A 15,401-nucleotide genomic window follows, 5' to 3' on the forward strand; every position below is an offset into this window, starting at 1 on the left:
TGAGCAGGCGCACGTGTGGTCTGGGACGCGATTCGTTGCCCCGGGACGGCCCGAGGAGAAGGCTTACTTCCGCACGCGTAAGTAAGCAAAACGGAAGGCGAGCCATGCCCCTGCGACCCGGCCGACGGGCCTGGGCGGTATGGGCCGCCGGGCTCGCCGCGTACATCATGGCCGTCCTTCATCGCACCTCGCTCGGGGTCGCGGGACTGGACGCGCAGGAGCGGTTCCACGTCGGCGCGGGCGCGCTGGCCTCGTTCGCGGTGCTCCAGCTTCTCGTCTACGCCGGCCTCCAGGTGCCGGTCGGGCTGCTGCTCGACCGGTTCGGCTCGCTGCGCCTGGTGGTGACCGGTGGCCTGATCATGGCGGCGGGGCAGGGCCTGATGGCCACGGCGCACGGCGTCGAGGGCGCGGTGCTCGCCCGCATCCTGGTCGGCGCGGGCGACGCGATGACGTTCATCAGCGTGCTGCGCCTGGTGCCGCAGTGGTTCCCGGCCCGGCGCGTCCCGGTGGTCACCCAGCTCACGGGACTGGTCGGTCAGGCCGGGCAGGTGCTCTCGGCCGTACCGCTGGCCGCCCTGCTCGCCGGTCCCGGCTGGACCACCGCGTTCCTCGGCGCCGCGGGCACCGGCGTCTTCGTGGTGCTGGCCGCGGCCGCCGCCCTGCGGGACACCCCGGAGCGGAAGGTCAGCACCGGCGCGCCGATCACCGTGCGGCGGCTCGGCGCCGACCTGGCCGGCGCGTGGCGGCACCCGGGCACCCGGCTCGGGCTGTGGTCGCACTTCACCACCCAGTTCACCGGCACGGTCTTCGCGCTGATGTGGGGCTTCCCGTTCCTCATCGCCGGCGAGGGCCTCGACCGCGAGACGGCGAGCACGCTGCTCACCCTGTTCGTGCTGGTCGGCATGGCGGCCGGCCCGCTGATCGGGGTGCTGGTGCAGCGGCACCCGCTGCGCCGCTCGTGGCTGGTCCTCGGCATCGTGGCGGCGAACGCGTCGGCCTGGACGGTGGTGCTGGCCTGGCCGGGGCACGCGCCGCTGCCGCTGCTGGTGATGCTCGTGGTCGCGCTGGGCCTCGGCGGTCCGGGCTCGATGATCGGCTTCGACTATGCGCGTACGTTCAACCCGCCGAGCCGCCTCGGGACGGCGACCGGGGTGGTGAACGTCGGCGGGTTCGTGGCGTCGCTGGTGACCATCGAGCTGATCGGGCTGATCCTGGACGCCCGCACCGGCGGCCGCGCCGACTACGACATCGGCGATTTCAAGGTCGCGATGAGCGTGCAATATCTCATCTTCGCGATCGGGCTCGTCGCGATCCTGCGTAACCGCAGGCTGGCCCGGCGGCACCTGGCGGCCGAGGGCATCGTGGTGCGCCCGCTGCGCGAGGTGCTGGCCGAGCGACGGGGTTTAGCGATCGGCCGTGCGGTAAAGGCGAATAGCTCACGGCCACAGGAGTAAGGGCAGAGGAGGACATGACTGAGCACGCACCGGACCGGATCTGGTCCGGCATCGACATTCCCAAGACCATCGCTGGTGTGCTGGCCGCGCTTTCGGCGGCAGTGATCGGCTCGTACATGGGCGTCGCGGGAACGCTCGCCGGCGCCGCCGTGGCCAGTGTGATCGGCTCCGTCGGCACCGAGATCTACCAGCGCTCGCTCCGGCGCGGCCACCAGAAGCTGGTCGGCACGTTCACGGCGGCTCCGGCCGCGGTGGGCACCCCGCCGGTCGCGGCCGCCGCCGACGCCACGATGCCGTTGCCGGCCATGGACGCGTCGCCCAAGAAGGTCCGCTGGAAGCGGGTGGCCCTCGTCGCCGGCGCGCTGTTCGTGCTGGCCATGGGCACGCTCACGGCCGCCGAGCTGGTCTCGGGCCGGTCGATCGCGGACGCCACCCGGGGCGGGCAGGGCGATCGCTCGACGGTCTCCAGCATCTTCGGCGACAGCAGCGGAAAGTCTGACAAGTCAGACAAGTCGACCCCGGCGCCGTCCTCCAGCGCGACGCCGACCGACCAGCCGACCGACCAACCCACCGACCAGCCGACGCAGCAGTCCACCACCGAGGCGCCGGCGCCGAGCGACGGCGCGACGACCGAGGCCCCGGCCACGGACGCGCCGACGACGGACGCGCCCACCCAGGACCCGGCCGCCAACACCGGCGGCGGCGCCGGCAGCGGCGATGGTTCCGGCGCTCAGCCGCAGAAGGGCGCGGATACTCAGAACCCGGACGACGGGACGGAGTAAGCAGCATGGACGCCAAGGACATCCTGACCGAAGGACTCGGGCGCATTCCCGACCTCGTGCACACCGCCGTGCACGACCTCACCCCCGAGCAGTTGCGCTGGTCGCCGGCGCCGGGGGCGAACTCGATCGGCTGGCTGGTCTGGCATCTCACCCGGGTGCAGGACGACCACGTGGCCGACCTGATCGACGGGGAGCAGATCTACGTCACCGGGGACTGGGCGCCCCGCTTCGGGCTCAAGGCCGACCCGTCGGACACCGGGTACGGCCATTCGTCCACGCAGGTCACCCGGGTCGTCCCGGAGAGCGCCCAGGCGCTCGTGGACTACTACCGGGCGGTCCACGACCGCACGCTCGAGGTCATCGCCGGGCTGACCGAGGCGGACCTCGACCGGGTGGTGGACACCGCCTGGGACCCGCCGGTCACGCTCGGCGTGCGGCTGGTCAGCGTCATCGACGACGATGCGCAGCACGCGGGCCAGGCGGCGTACGTCCGCGGGCTGCTCGAGTAGTCAGCCCACGGGCAGGCACTTGCCGGCGTTCGCGACCTGACGCTGGTCGCGGTGGGCGGCCTTGCCGTCCAGGCGGTAGCGGTAGGTGAACGTCAGGTCGGGGCAGGCGTTGTCGCTGTGCGCGTCGACCCCGTAGGCCTTGATCACCACCGCGCCGCCGTCGACCCGCAGCCCGACCACCCATGGCTGGTCGTCCGGGCCGACGTCGGTGAGCAGCGTGCCGAGCCGGGTCGGGGCGTTCGCGTCGGAGACGCCGTCGAAGATCTCCACGGTCGACGGCCAGTACGAGGTCCGGGCCTCGCAGCTGCGGGCGACCAGGGCGTCGTAGGTGCCGTCGTGGTTGACGTCGCCGGTGACGACCTTCTGGACGATCGGCTTCTGGCCGGCGTTGGGGCAGGGCTTGACCAGCGACTTCCAATCGGCGTCGGTGCCGCGGCCGACCAGCATGTTGCCGTCGCCCGGGTCCGAGGCGAGAGTCGGGGTCGCGGTCGGCGCGCCACCGCCGCCGTGGCCCGAGGTCTGCGTCGGAGCGGCGGCCGGAGAAGTGGCGGCCGGAGAAACGGCGGCCGGGGAAGTGGCGGCCGGAGAAACGGCGGCCGGCGGGGTGGCCGCCTGGGCGGTGCAGCCGGCAAGCAGGACGAGGGCGGCGAACGGAACAACACGCTTCATGCGCCACAGCGTATGGATCTTCCGGGAGCGCTCCCTCACACCTTCGTGCCAACGATCAGCGAGCGAGCCGATACACCGAGACATGGGATCCGGAATCGGCCGTGAACGCGGCGCCGGACCAATCGGCGTGCCGGGACTCCCGCTCGAAGCCGGCCAGCTGGGCCATCAGGTCGAGCTCGGACGGCCAGATGTAGCGGTGCGGGGTGCGGCCGACCGTGGCCTCGCGGCTGCCGTCGACCCGCTCGCCGAAGCGGAAGTGGTGCGAGACGACCTGCTGGTTCAGCGGGTCGTAGGTGTCGACCAGGATGTAGCCGGGCTCGGTCACCACCGCCACGCCGCCGAGGCCGGGCGTCAGCTCGCGCAGCTGGGGCAACCACAGCTCGATCACGAAGCGGCCGCCCGGCTCGAGGTGGCGGGCGGCGTTGCGGAAACAGTCGACCTGCTCGGCCTGGGTGAGCAGGTTGGCGATCGTGTTGAAGACCAGGTAGGCGAGCGTGAAGCGGCCCGGCGCGGTGGCCGTGGCCATGTCGCCGGCGATCACCGGGATCTCGGCCTCGGTCGCCTTGGTCCGCAACTGGTCGATCATGGCCGTGGAGAGCTCGATGCCCGTGACCGGCACCCCGCGGGCGGCGAGCGGAATCGCCACCCGCCCGGTGCCGATCGCGAACTCGAGCGCGGCGCCCTCCCCCGCCAGCGCGGCGAGCCGGTCGACCGTCGGCCCGAGCACCTCGGGGGCGAACATGCCCTCGCCCGGCGTGTCGTAGCGCCGCGCAACGTCGGCGTCCCACAGAAGGTCTTGTCGCACGCCGTTCACGATCCCCGGGCGTACGCCCGAGGTCTAATGAATTAAGCCGACGCCGGCTCCGCCACCGGAAGCCGGACCATGAATCGCGTGTCGCCGGGGTGAGAGTCGAGCACGATGTCGCCGCCGTGGCCGTTGACCACGATGCGGTAGGAGATGTCGAGGCCGAGGCCGGTGCCCTCGCCGACCGCCTTGGTGGTGAAGAACGGCTCGAAGACCCGCTTCTTCAGGTCGTCGGGGACGCCCGGCCCGGTGTCGCCGATCGAGACGATCACGTGGTCGTCCTCGCGGTACGTCTTGATCGTCAGCGTGCCGACGCCGTTCATGGCCTGGACCGCGTTGTCGATCAGGTTGGTCCAGACCTGGTTGAGCTCGGCCGGGTGGGCCGGGATCTGCGGCAGCGTACGGTCGAAGTCCTTCACGACCTTGATCCCGTTGCCGATCTTGTGGTTGAGCATGACCAGCGTCGACTTCAGGCCGCCGTGCACGTCGATCCACTGGTGTGCGGCCCGGTCCATCTGCGAGTACTGCTTCGCGGCGTTGACCAGCGACGACACCCGTCCCGTGGCGTCCTCGATGTCGCTCATCAGCTGCTCGGTCTCGAGCGCGTACCCGAGCCAGTGGATGGCCTGGTCGAGCAGCTCGGTCGCGCCGACCCGGGTCTCGATCTCGTTGAGGCAGTCGATGTCGAGCCCGGCCTGGGCGAAGACGGGCGCGAGGTCCCAGCCGCCGGTGACGTTGTGCTCGTCCATCCAGTCGCCGAGCTCGTCCTCGCGGTCGGCGGTCTGCATGGCGGTGAGCGTCGGCGCCTTGGCCGCCCGCTCGATGACGTCCTCCTGGAGCTCGACGAGCGCCACGAGCCGGTCGGTGGGCACCTTGCCGGCGGCGAGCATGCCGAGCTTGTGCCGCATGCCGGCGACCCGCTGGCGCAGCGAGGCGGCGGCCCGGGAGGCGGCCGCGGCCGGGTTGTTCAGCTCGTGCATGAGCCCGGCCGAGAGCGCGCCGAGCGCCGCCAGCCGCTGCCGCTCGCTGATCGCCGCGGCCGTGGTGCGCATGCCCAGGGTCAGGCCCTCGAGCAGGTGGATCGCCATCGGGAACCACTCGCGCATCATGTGGCTGAAGTCCGCCGACGAGAGCACGAAGAAGTCGGAGTCGTCGAGCGCGCGCATGCTCGCCATGTAGTTGCGGGGCACGCCGTCGTCGCGCAGGTAGGACTGGGTCGCCCCCATGTAGACGCCGCGCTGCTCGGTGCGGGTCGTCTGCACCTCGTCCTGCCCGACCTTGCGGCTCAGCGCGATGGTGCCGCTGAGCAGCACGAAGAACTGGTCGGCCGGGTCGCCCTCGCGGATCACCACGCCGCCCGCGGGCATGTGCATGGTGCAGCCGTGCGCGGCGATCCAGGCGAGCTGCTCGTCGGTCAGCTTCTCGAACAGGAACAGGGTCTTGAGCTCGGCGGGGGTCAGCGCGCCCGGCTCACAGGGCACCAAGCGCACTTCTTCGACATCGGCCATTACTGCGCCTCCAGGTAGCGATGGACCAGCGTGACGGCCATCGCGCCCTCGCCGACCGCCGAGGCCACTCGCTTGACCGAGTTGGCCCGGACGTCGCCGGCGGCGAAGATGCCGGGAACACTGCACTCCAGGTAGAACGGATCGCGCTCCCGATCCCATCCCTTCGGACGAGATCCACTTGCCAGCAGATCGGGACCGGTGAAGACGAAGCCCTTGTCGTCCCGCTCGACCGTCTCGCCCAGCCAGTCGGTGCGCGGCTCGGCGCCGATGAAGACGAACAGCGCCCCGCACTCGACCGTCGTCTCGAGGCTGCCCTTGTTCTCGCAGATGGTGATGGCCTGCAGATGCCCGTCGCCGTGCGCCCCGATCACCTCGCAGTTGGTGCGGACCTCGATGTTCTCGGTGCGCGCCAGCTGCTGGATCAGGTAGTACGACATCGACGACTCGAGCGCCTGGCCACGGACCAGCAGCGTGACCTTCTTGGCGTAGCGGGCGAAGAACAGCGCCGCCTGGCCGGCCGAGTTGGCGCCGCCGACGATGAACACGTCGGCGCCCGCGCAGGCCGGCCCCTCGGTCGAGGCCGAGCCGTAGTAGACGCCCGAGCCGGTGAGCCGGGCGATGCCGTCGGCCGCGAGCGGGCGGTAGGCCACGCCGGTCGCCAGCACGATCGAGTGGGCCGACACCTCGCCGCCGTCGGCGAACGTCAGCGTCCGGGCCGAGCCGTCCAGCCGCAGGCCGGTCACCTCGCGGGTGTTGAGCACCTCGGCCTCGAACTTGCCGGCCTGCCTCCGCGCCCGGTCGGTCAGCTGCGCGCCCGAGATGCCGTCCGGGAAGCCCAGATAGTTTTCGATCCGGGAGCTCTGCCCGGCCTGGCCGCCGACCGCCTGCCGCTCGACCAGCAGCGTCTTGAGGCCCTCGGAGGCGCCGTAGACGGCGGCGCCGAGCCCGGCCGGCCCGCCGCCCACGATGATCAGATCGTAGAAGTCGCGACCGGGGGTGGTGGTGAGCCCGGCCGCCTCGGCCACCTCGGTGGTGCTCGGCTGGGCCATGGCCCGGCCGTCGGCGGTGACCACCAGCGGCACCGACTCGGGACCGACGCCGGCCGCCTCGAGCAGGCGACGACCCTCGGGCTCGTCGGCGGCGAGCCACCGGTACGGAACCAGGTTGCGGGCCAGGAAGTCGCGCAGCTGGTAGGACGGCTCGCTCCAGCGGTGCCCGACGACCCGGATGTCCTCGAGCTCGCGGTCGCCGGTGGCCTGCCACGCGTCGAGCAGGGCGTCGATGACCGGGTAGAGCTTCTCCTCCGGCGGGTCCCAGGGCTTGAGCAGGTAGTGGTCGACGTCGACCACGTTGATCGCCTGGATCGCGGCGTCGGTGTCGGCGTACGCGGTGAGCAGCGCCCGCCGGGCGTTGGGGAACAGGTCCATCGCCTGCTCCAGGAACTCGATGCCGTTCATCTGCGGCATCCGGTAGTCGGCGAGCATGACGGCGACCCGGCCGCCGCGGAGCTTGATCTCGCGCAGCGCGTCCAGGGCCTCGGACGCCGAGGAGGCCCGCAGGATGCGGTACTCCTCGCCGTACTTGCGGCGCAGGTCGCGAGCGATCGCCCGGGAGACCGAGGGGTCGTCGTCGACGGTCAGGATGGCGGGATGGCCCATGTGTCAAACCCCATCTGATAGCAGGTCGGAGAACTCGGGGTGGCGTTCGAGGTAGCCGCTGACGAAGGGACAGGTGGCGACGACCGGGGTGGCGCGCGAGCGGGCGTCCTCGAGGGCGGCCGAGGCGAGCCGGCCGGCCAGGCCCTGCCCGGCGAAGGTCTGCTCGATCTCGGTGTGCATCAGCTCGATGAGGCCGCCGTGCCGCCGGTAGTGCAGCACGCCGGCGACCTCGCCGCCGAGCAGGATCTCGTAGCGCTGGCGCTCGAAGCTGTCGACCACCACCGCGTTGTCGGCCGAGTCGGAGGGGCCGACCTGGGCGCTGCCCTCGACCCGCAGCTTGCGCCGGGCCCGCTCGTAGAACGAGGTGTTGCCGAGGCGTACCACCAGGGCGGCGGCCGGCACCGGCTCGATCTCGAGCTTGTCCTCGGGCGCGGCGTAGCCCTCGATGATGCCGTCGACCTCGATCGCCAGACGGCCGCTCGGCGACAGCACGGCCAGGTCGAGCCGCTCGTCGAGCGCCAGCATGAGCGAGCGGTTGAACGAGGAGTGCGCGGCCGCGGCGCTGACGATCAGGCCCTCGACGTTGGGCGAGACGATCGGGCCGCCGGCCGAGAACGAGTACGCGGTGGAGCCCGTCGGCGTCGACACGATCACCGCGTCGGCCGCGTAGTTGACGAAGCTCTTGCCCTCGACCCGGATGCCGACCGCGGCCAGCCCGTCGCCCGGCACCCGGACCAGCGCGATGTCGTTGAAGGCCGAGACCTCCTTGCCGTCGGGCAGGACCGTGCGCACCGCCGTCCGCGACTCGATCGTGAACTTGTGCTCGTCGATCGCGGAGAGCGCGCCGGCCAGGTCGGGCAGGTCGACCTCGGCGAGGAAGCCGAGCCGGCCCACGTTGACCCCGAGCACCGGCGTCTTGCGGCCCTCGACCAGGCGCATCGTGCGCAACATGGTGCCGTCGCCGCCGAGGCTGACCAGCAGGCCGGCCCGCTCGACCATCTCCTCCTGGCTGACCGCCACGGCGTCGCAGTCGATCCGGTTGATCTCGTCGTGCAGACCGAGGACGGTGACGTCACGCCGGTTGGCCCACGCCACGATGGCGTCGATCGCGGAGCCGCAGTCGCGCCGCGGATGCAGCACCAGCCCGACGACTTTGATCATGCCCATGGCCCCGTGTCCCCATCGCTCGCGCATCTGGAAGTTCCCAGCCTCGCACGGGCGGCCCGGTGACGGCGAGGGCAGGCGATACAGGACACGTTGGTGCGTCCGGGCAGGTTTCCGGAAGGTTTCTTGACAGCGTTGTCACAGATAGACAGACTCCGATCTAGAGAGCGCTCTCCTTCCTCCGTTCCCCCTGCGTCTCACGTGTGGAAGGACTCCCCGATGGGCCGAAGACTGCTCGCGATCGCCGCCGCGGTGATCACGACCGCCACCCTGACACCCCAGCCCGCTTCGGCGGCGCCACCGAAATTCGACCTCGCGCCCGGCATGCTCGCCGCCATGCGCCGCGACCTCAAGCTCGACGACGGCCAGATCGCCGTGCGGTTGCGCACCGAGGCGGCGGCGCCGGTGGTGGAGAAGCGGTTGCGCGCCCGGCTCGGCTCGGCCTTCGCGGGCGCCTGGATTCCCGCGGGGGCGACGCGACTCACGGTCGCGGTGACCGCACCCTCCGCCGAGGCCGCCGTACGGGCGGAGGGCGCCACCCCGGTGCTGGTGGCCCACTCGGACGCCGACCTCGCCGCGGCGCGCACGCGACTCGACCGCCACGCGTCCGGGGCGGCCCGGGCCGCCGTCCGCGGCTGGTATGTCGACGTGCCCGGGAACCGGGTCGTCGTGCTCGCGAAACCGGGCGCGGAAGGCGCGGCGCGAAAGTTCGCCGAGGCCAGCGGCGCCGGCGCGGTCACCGTCCAGGCCATGGCCGAGCAGCCGCGCACGATGTACGACATCCGCGGCGGCGACCAGTACGTGATCAACGGCAACACGCTGTGCTCGATCGGCTTCGCGGTCGCGGGCGGCTTCGTCAGCGCCGGGCACTGCGGCGGCGCGGGCAGCCCGACGCTCGGCTACAACAACGTCAGCCAGGGCACGTTCGCCGCCTCGTCGTTCCCCGGCAACGACTACTCGTGGATCCGCACCAACGGCAGCTGGACGCCGCAGCCGTGGGTCAACAACTACGCGGGCGGGAACGTCGTGGTCGCGGGCTCGCAGGACGCGGCGATCGGCAGCTCGATCTGCCGCTCCGGCCGCACCACCGGCTGGCGCTGCGGCACGCTGCTCGGCCGCAACGAGACCGTCGTCTACGCCCAGGGATCGGTCTCCGGGCTGTCCCGCAGCAACGCGTGCGCCGAGCCGGGCGACTCCGGCGGCTCGTGGATCACCGGCAACCAGGCGCAGGGCGTCACCTCGGGCGGCAGCGGCAACTGCTCGTCCGGCGGCACGATGTGGTTCCAGCCGGTCAACGAGATCCTCGGCGCGTACGGGCTGTCCCTGACCACGAGCGGCGGCGGCTCCTCGACCTCCTCGCTGATCAGCGACTGGAACGGGACCTGCATCGACGTGCCCAACTCCAACTTCTCCGACGGCGTGCCGCTGCAGACGTGGGGTTGCAACGGCTCGGGCGCGCAGAAATGGACGTTCGTGAACGGGACGCTCCAGACGTCGAACAACAAGTGCATGGACGTGGCGTGGGGCTCGACCGCCAGCGGCGCGGTCATCCAGATCGCCACGTGCAGCGGCAACCCGGCCCAGCAGTTCGTCCTGTCGGCCGCCGGTGACCTGGTGAATCCGCAGGCCAACAAGTGCGTCGACATCAAGGACTGGAACGGCAACTGGGGCGCGGCGCTGCAGACGTGGGACTGCGCCGGCACCGCCAACCAGAAGTGGCACCGCGGGTAAGCGCCACGGGGCAAAGGGGCAGAGGCACCTTAAAGGAACTGTAAAGACCTGTTCGTTGATGTCGGTTCCTTTTCAGGATTGCTTCGTCCCTGTCCCCCGATCTTGGAGCAACCTTGCCTCGCAAACGAACACTCCTTCTCACGGCCGGCGCCGCGGTGGCGGCCGCGGCGACGACCTGGTTCGCCCTTCCCGCCTCGGCCGCGGCGCCGACCGCATCCGTGCGGACGGTCTCCGACTGGGGCAGCGGCTGGCAGGACGAGGTGACGGTCAGCAATTCGGGCGCGGCCGCCATGACGTCCTGGAAGGTGGAGTTCGATCTGCCGGCCGGGGCCTCGATCGGCAGCTTCTGGGACGCGCAGGCGGTCGTGTCTGGGCAACACGTCACCTTCGCGAACCGGGATTGGAACGGGTCGGTGGCCGTCGGCGCCACGACGAGCTTCGGGTTCGTCGGCGCCGGCGGCCAGCCCGTCAACTGCAAGATCAACGGCGTACCGTGCAATGGGGTTGTCGTTTCGCCCACCGCGACCACCACCGTCGCACCGGCCCCCGCTCCTTCTTCGCCGGCCGCCACTTCTTCGCCGGCCGCCACCAAGGAAGCCGACATTCCGCCTGCTTCGGACACGCTTCCGGTCACGGTCAGCAACAAGACCGGGCGAAACGGGACGGTCTTCCTGTACGTCCTCGGCACCAACCTGTCGACCGGCAAGCTCGGCTACGTCAACGCCGCCGGGGCCTTCACGGCCTGGACCGGTGGCGCCACGGTGCCGGTGCCGGCCCCGGACGTCTCGATCCCGCTCACCGGGGCGAGCACCACGATCAAGATCCCGCGCGGGCTCTCCGGCCGGCTCTACATGTCGTTCGGGCAGAAGCTCGACTTCCGGCTCACCACCGACGGACTCGTGCAGCCGGCGCCGTGGGCCGGCGGCGACCCCAACCACGACATCCTCTTCGACTGGAGCGAGTTCACCCTCGACGCCGGCGGCCTGTTCCTGAACAGCTCGCAGGTCGACATGTTCGCGGTGCCGCACATCGTCAGCGTCACCGGCGGCAACGGGACCGTGACCTCGACCGGCGAGCTCAAGTCCGGCGGCCGGCAGAAGGTCATCGACACGATCAAGGGCTCGCCCGACTTCGCCAAGAGCGTGGTCACCGGCGCCGACGGAACGGTCCTGCGGGTGCTGGCGCCGGGCAAGGCCGCCGACGCCGGGCTGATGAGCCCCACCTACCTCGATCCCTACATCAACAGCGCCTGGAGCGCGTACGCGAGCAAGACCCTGACCGTGGTCCCGTTCGGTGACCGCCCGGACACCAAGTTCCTCGGCCGCACCGCCGGCAACGTCATGAACTTCACCGACGCCGCCGGCAATGTGGTGGCTTCGTTCAACAAGCCGTCGACGGCCAACGTGTGGGGCTGCGACGGCGCGCTCGGCGCCCCCAACGACCAGGTCGTCGGCCCGATCGCCCGCACCCTGTGCGCGGCGCTGCAGCGGGGCACGCTCGGCAAGCTCGACACCCAGCCGAGCGGCACGGCAGCCGACTTCTACCAGGGCGACCCGGCGAACCTCTACGCCAAGGTCATCCACGAGAACATGGTCGACGGCAAGGCGTACGCGTTCGCCTTCGACGACGTGCAGAACCAGGAGTCCCTCGTGCACGACGGCGACCCACGGCTCGCGTCCATCACCATGACGCCCTTCTGATCGGACCTTGTCAGGGGGAGAAACCGGCCCGGGCGGTAGCCATACCGCCCGGGCCGGAGTAATGATTGCAGTGTGCAATGAAATGGTCCGAGCGATGACCGGGAGGCCGTCATGAGCGCTGCACGCCCCGATATTCCCCGCATCGACGACACGGTGACCGCGGAGAACCTGCACGAGCGCTGCGAGCTGATCGCGGTGCCGAACTACGACTGGATCAGCATGCCGGTGATCGCGATCGTCGACGGCCTGATCCACGTCGACCCCGACGACGAGCCGCCGGCCCGGGAACGCACCGCCGCCGAGCGCCTGGCCGCCGGCCGCCGCACCGGCCGGCGCACCGGCCGCTAGGGATGCGGGCGCTCGCGCCGCCCGCCCCGCCCCGCGGCCTGCGCCGCTTCCTGCTGCGGCTGCCGCTCGGCGTCTACCGCTGCGGGCTGGGCTTCGTCTTCGGCCACCGCCTGGCGCTGGTCGAGCACGTGGGCCGCCGCACGGGCCGCAAGCGGGTGGTGGTGCTCGAAGTGGTCGCGCACGACCACGGACGGGTCACGGTGGCGTCGGGTTATGGCGTTCGCTCGGATTGGTACCGCAACCTGCTGGCCACGCCGCACGCGACGATGACGCTGGGCCGCCGCGCGACGGGGGTGGTCGCATCGCCGCTGAGCCCGCCGGAGGGCGCGGAGACGCTGCTCGCGTACGGCCGCCGCCACCGCCGCGCCGCCCGCCTGCTGGCCCGGCACATGGGCTACGAGATCGACGGCGGGGACGCGGATCTGGCCGAACTCGGCCGGACGTTGCCGTTCCTGCGCCTGACCCCGGTGGATTTCGCGCCGGAAGTGTCGTAGGCGTTCGCTAGTCTCCACCCCACCCAGTCACGGGTGGGGTTTGGTTATCGCCCGCTCGATCACCGATGAGTTCCCGCCGCCGCGGCGGTCTCCACTGGTATCCGAACCCGTGGAGGAGACATGCGAAGGCGAACTCTCTTGACCGGCGCCGCGGCGCTCGGCACCTCGGCGCTGGCGACCGGTGTCGTGCCGGGCGGTCCGGCGCAGGCGTCGGCCGGTGGCCCGTGGCGGGCCGGGCTCGCCCGCCTGCACGACGCTCTGGCCGCCCGGGTGGCGCGGGGCGAGCTCGTGGGCGCCGTCTATCTCGTCGCGCACGGCGGGCGGCTGCACGTCGACACCGTCGGCACCGCGACCCTCGGCGGCGGCGGGTCATTGCGGCGAGACACGCCGTTCCGGATCGCGTCGCTGACCAAGCCGATCATCGCGGCCGCCGCCATGATGCTGGTCGAGGACGGCCGCCTGCGACTGGACGAGCCGGTCGACCGGCTGCTGCCCGAACTGGCCGGCCGGCGCGTGCTCACCCGGATCGACGGGCCGCTCGACGAGACCGTGCCGGCGACGCGCCCGATCACCGTCGAGGACGTGCTGACGTTCCGGATGGGGCACGGCATGATCTTCGAGCCCACGTTCCAGCCGCCGTACCCGATCATCACCGCGGGCGCCGAGCTCCAGCTCCAGCTGGACCAGCCGGACCCCCGTACGCCGCTTCGCCCGGACGAGTGGATCCGCCGCTTCGGCACCCTGCCCCTGATGTGCCAGCCCGGCGAGCGCTGGCAGTACAACACCGCCGGCCTGGTGCTCGGCGTGCTCGTCGCCCGGGCCGCGGGCGTGCCGCTCGAAGACTTCCTCCGCCGGCGGATCTTCCGGCCGCTGGGCATGGACACCACCGGCTTCTCGCTGAGCGCCCCCGACGCCGCCCGGCTTCCCGGCCTCTACGCCACCGATCCCGCGACCGGCCAGTTGCGGCTGCAACCCGGCTCGATGCCCGACGAGTGGACCCGGCCGCCCGCCTTCCCGTCCGGCGCCGCCGGGCTGGCCTCGACCGTCGACGACTACCTGGCGTTCAGCCGGTTCCTGCTCGACCGGGGCGTGCACCGCGGCCGGCGTCTGCTCTCGCCCGCGTCCGTCCGCCGGCTCACCACCAACCACCTCACGCCGCAGCAGATCGCGGGCGCCGGCGCGTTCCCGCTGACCGGGCGAGGCTGGGGCTACGGCATGGCCGTCAGCGTCGCCCCCGACGAGATCTCGGGGCCGGGCCGGTATGGCTGGGAGGGCGGATACGGCACCGTCTGGTTCAACGACCCGCACCGCGACCTGATCGGGATCGCGCTGACCCAGACCGTCGACTTCCTGTTCAACGGCGCCGCGGACGAGTTCCAGCGCCTGGCCGCGGCGGCCGCGGGCCCGCGATAGAACCGCACCCGGGCGGCACCCGCCGTCGCAACCGGCCCGGCCGACCGGATCGGCATGCAGACGCTGCTCTCGTATGTGGCCACGCCGGTCGTCGCCGGTCTCGCCGGCATGCTCGGGATCTACGCGACCGAGGATGTCCTCGGGCGCCTGCGCCGATCCGGGCGGTGCCCGCGCCGCTGGCGCTGACGCCGGCCGGTCGCGTCGCTGGCCTTGACCGGGTCATGGCCGCCGATCTCCTCGGCGTCCGACGCATCTACGTCGAGCTGGTGGCTGCCGAGCTCGCTGGGGCATCAGCTTCCGGGCCGGGGCCACGCGGAGCTGCCTCGCGGGGCGGGGTGCTGGCGCGGTTGTGGGCTGGCCGAGCATGCGGAGCTGGGGACAACCGACCGAAATTGTCGTAGGCGGGCCGTAAAGTCTCCCCACCCAGTGACCTGGGTGGGGTGGAGTAGCGGCGAACCAACGAGCGGCGAACCAACGGCGGACCAACGCCGAACCAACGGCGAAACAGCGACAGACCAGCGGGTCTTCAGCTGCTGACGATCATTTCGGCGACCGCTTTGGCGGCCATCGCCGGGTGGGTCTCGGGCCGCGTGACGGCGTGCGCCAACACCCCGTCGATCAGGACCAGCAACTGGAGGGCCGCGCTCTCCGGGTCGGGGTGACCCAGTTTGGCCAGCTCCTCGGTGAACAGCGCCGCCAGCCGGTCCTTGTAGGCGCGGATCTCCACGTGCGCCGGATGGGCGGGGTCGGGGAGCGCCAGCTCGGCCGCCGTGTACCGGCATCCGCGGAAGTCCGTCCGGGACGTGACCGCCTCCAGCTCGTCGAAGACGGCGAGGATGCGGGTGCGCGGGTCGGCGCCGGCCGCGGCCATCACCTCGCGGTAGCGGTGCTCGTTCGGCGTCTCGCGCAGCATCGCCGCGATCAGGCCGTCCTTGCCGTCGAAGTGCTGGTACAGCGACTGCCGGGCGACGTCGGCCCGTTCCAGGATGGCGTTGACGCCGACGTTGACGCCCTCGGCGTAGGTGACCTCGCGGGCGGCCTCGAGCAGGCGTTCGCGGGGTCCGGGACGGTCGGTCATGCCGCCATCCTAGACAAACCGTTCTATCTACCGGTCGCACGACAAACAGCAGCGTGTGATCAGCATTACGAAGGGGCACCACGGCGGA

At 71.5% G+C, this 15,401-nt stretch carries 15 protein-coding genes; 9 read left to right on the plus strand and 6 right to left on the minus strand.

Going from position 1 to position 15,401, the window contains the following annotated elements:
* Positions 1–104: 104 nt before the first annotated feature.
* Genes ACZ6TB_RS43975 through ACZ6TB_RS43985 form a run of 3 tightly spaced genes read left to right on the plus strand, consistent with a single transcriptional unit; the run spans position 105 to position 2,745 of the window.
* Positions 105–1,454 (plus strand): MFS transporter, encoded by a 1,350-nt coding sequence (locus tag ACZ6TB_RS43975; RefSeq protein WP_465566267.1) that lies wholly within the window; start codon positions 105–107, stop codon positions 1,452–1,454.
* 14 nt (positions 1,455–1,468) lie between these two features.
* Complete coding sequence (locus ACZ6TB_RS43980; protein ID WP_465566270.1) at positions 1,469–2,236, plus strand: hypothetical protein; 768 nt, start codon at positions 1,469–1,471, stop codon at positions 2,234–2,236.
* Positions 2,237–2,241: 5 nt separating this feature from the next.
* Positions 2,242–2,745: a mycothiol transferase gene (locus tag ACZ6TB_RS43985; RefSeq protein ID WP_465566272.1), complete on the plus strand. Its 504-nt coding sequence runs from the start codon at positions 2,242–2,244 to the stop codon at positions 2,743–2,745.
* Here the strand turns inward: ACZ6TB_RS43985 and ACZ6TB_RS43990 are convergent, their stop codons facing one another.
* Genes ACZ6TB_RS43990 through ACZ6TB_RS44010 form a run of 5 tightly spaced genes read right to left on the minus strand, consistent with a single transcriptional unit; the run spans position 2,746 to position 8,546 of the window.
* Positions 2,746–3,414, minus strand: coding sequence for a hypothetical protein (locus ACZ6TB_RS43990; protein ID WP_465566275.1), 669 nt, complete (start codon positions 3,412–3,414; stop codon positions 2,746–2,748). It lies immediately after the preceding gene.
* A 55-nt stretch (positions 3,415–3,469) separates the two neighbouring features.
* On the minus strand, positions 3,470–4,219 hold the full coding sequence (locus ACZ6TB_RS43995; protein ID WP_465566278.1) for a class I SAM-dependent methyltransferase: 750 nt from the start codon (positions 4,217–4,219) through the stop codon (positions 3,470–3,472).
* A 41-nt stretch (positions 4,220–4,260) separates the two neighbouring features.
* A complete protein-coding gene (locus tag ACZ6TB_RS44000) occupies positions 4,261–5,727 on the minus strand; it encodes an ATP-binding protein (RefSeq protein ID WP_465566281.1) in 1,467 nt (488 codons plus the stop codon).
* Complete coding sequence (locus ACZ6TB_RS44005; protein WP_465566284.1) at positions 5,727–7,385, minus strand: FAD-dependent oxidoreductase; 1,659 nt, start codon at positions 7,383–7,385, stop codon at positions 5,727–5,729. The genes ACZ6TB_RS44000 and ACZ6TB_RS44005 overlap by 1 nt, the downstream gene beginning before the upstream one ends.
* Positions 7,386–7,388: 3 nt before the next feature.
* Positions 7,389–8,546 (minus strand): N-acetyltransferase, encoded by a 1,158-nt coding sequence (locus ACZ6TB_RS44010; protein WP_465566287.1) that lies wholly within the window; start codon positions 8,544–8,546, stop codon positions 7,389–7,391.
* A 222-nt stretch (positions 8,547–8,768) separates the two neighbouring features.
* Between ACZ6TB_RS44010 and ACZ6TB_RS44015 the strand changes: the two genes are divergently transcribed.
* The 6 genes from ACZ6TB_RS44015 (at position 8,769) to ACZ6TB_RS44040 (ending at position 14,421) form a co-directional block, all read left to right on the plus strand.
* Positions 8,769–10,280, plus strand: coding sequence for a ricin-type beta-trefoil lectin domain protein (locus tag ACZ6TB_RS44015; protein WP_465566290.1), 1,512 nt, complete (start codon positions 8,769–8,771; stop codon positions 10,278–10,280).
* Positions 10,281–10,393: 113 nt separating this feature from the next.
* A complete protein-coding gene (locus tag ACZ6TB_RS44020; RefSeq protein ID WP_465566293.1) occupies positions 10,394–11,980 on the plus strand; it encodes a beta-1,3-glucanase family protein in 1,587 nt (528 codons plus the stop codon).
* Between the two features lie 111 nt (positions 11,981–12,091).
* A complete protein-coding gene (locus ACZ6TB_RS44025) occupies positions 12,092–12,328 on the plus strand; it encodes a hypothetical protein (protein ID WP_465566296.1) in 237 nt (78 codons plus the stop codon).
* Positions 12,329–12,330: 2 nt separating this feature from the next.
* Positions 12,331–12,822: a nitroreductase family deazaflavin-dependent oxidoreductase gene (locus ACZ6TB_RS44030; RefSeq protein WP_465566299.1), complete on the plus strand. Its 492-nt coding sequence runs from the start codon at positions 12,331–12,333 to the stop codon at positions 12,820–12,822.
* A gap of 120 nt (positions 12,823–12,942) precedes the next feature.
* The gene (locus tag ACZ6TB_RS44035) at positions 12,943–14,235 is read left to right on the plus strand and encodes a serine hydrolase domain-containing protein (RefSeq protein ID WP_465566301.1); all 1,293 of its coding nucleotides are present in this window, start codon (positions 12,943–12,945) and stop codon (positions 14,233–14,235) included.
* Between the two features lie 54 nt (positions 14,236–14,289).
* Positions 14,290–14,421 carry a hypothetical protein gene (locus ACZ6TB_RS44040; protein ID WP_465566303.1) on the plus strand — a complete coding sequence of 44 codons (132 nt, stop codon included), beginning with the start codon at positions 14,290–14,292 and terminating at the stop codon, positions 14,419–14,421.
* A gap of 340 nt (positions 14,422–14,761) precedes the next feature.
* Here ACZ6TB_RS44040 and ACZ6TB_RS44045 read toward each other — a convergent pair whose 3' ends face one another.
* Entirely contained in the window at positions 14,762–15,313 is a 552-nt protein-coding gene (locus tag ACZ6TB_RS44045) for a TetR/AcrR family transcriptional regulator (protein WP_465566306.1), read from the minus strand.
* Positions 15,314–15,401: the final 88 nt, after the last annotated feature.

It is taken from the genome of Actinoplanes sp. NPDC051537, from assembly GCF_055586105.1.

Coding starts and splice junctions, on each gene's coding strand:
- ACZ6TB_RS43975 (WP_465566267.1), top strand. CDS start 105: ATGCCCCTGCGACCCGGCCGACGGGCCTGGGCGGTATGGGCCGCCGGG.
- ACZ6TB_RS43980 (WP_465566270.1), top strand. CDS start 1,469: ATGACTGAGCACGCACCGGACCGGATCTGGTCCGGCATCGACATTCCC.
- ACZ6TB_RS43985 (WP_465566272.1), top strand. CDS start 2,242: ATGGACGCCAAGGACATCCTGACCGAAGGACTCGGGCGCATTCCCGAC.
- ACZ6TB_RS43990 (WP_465566275.1), bottom strand. CDS start 3,414: ATGAAGCGTGTTGTTCCGTTCGCCGCCCTCGTCCTGCTTGCCGGCTGC.
- ACZ6TB_RS44000 (WP_465566281.1), bottom strand. CDS start 5,727: ATGGCCGATGTCGAAGAAGTGCGCTTGGTGCCCTGTGAGCCGGGCGCG.
- ACZ6TB_RS44005 (WP_465566284.1), bottom strand. CDS start 7,385: ATGGGCCATCCCGCCATCCTGACCGTCGACGACGACCCCTCGGTCTCC.
- ACZ6TB_RS44010 (WP_465566287.1), bottom strand. CDS start 8,546: ATGATCAAAGTCGTCGGGCTGGTGCTGCATCCGCGGCGCGACTGCGGC.
- ACZ6TB_RS44015 (WP_465566290.1), top strand. CDS start 8,769: ATGGGCCGAAGACTGCTCGCGATCGCCGCCGCGGTGATCACGACCGCC.
- ACZ6TB_RS44025 (WP_465566296.1), top strand. CDS start 12,092: ATGAGCGCTGCACGCCCCGATATTCCCCGCATCGACGACACGGTGACC.
- ACZ6TB_RS44030 (WP_465566299.1), top strand. CDS start 12,331: ATGCGGGCGCTCGCGCCGCCCGCCCCGCCCCGCGGCCTGCGCCGCTTC.
- ACZ6TB_RS44035 (WP_465566301.1), top strand. CDS start 12,943: ATGCGAAGGCGAACTCTCTTGACCGGCGCCGCGGCGCTCGGCACCTCG.
- ACZ6TB_RS44040 (WP_465566303.1), top strand. CDS start 14,290: ATGCAGACGCTGCTCTCGTATGTGGCCACGCCGGTCGTCGCCGGTCTC.
- ACZ6TB_RS44045 (WP_465566306.1), bottom strand. CDS start 15,313: ATGACCGACCGTCCCGGACCCCGCGAACGCCTGCTCGAGGCCGCCCGC.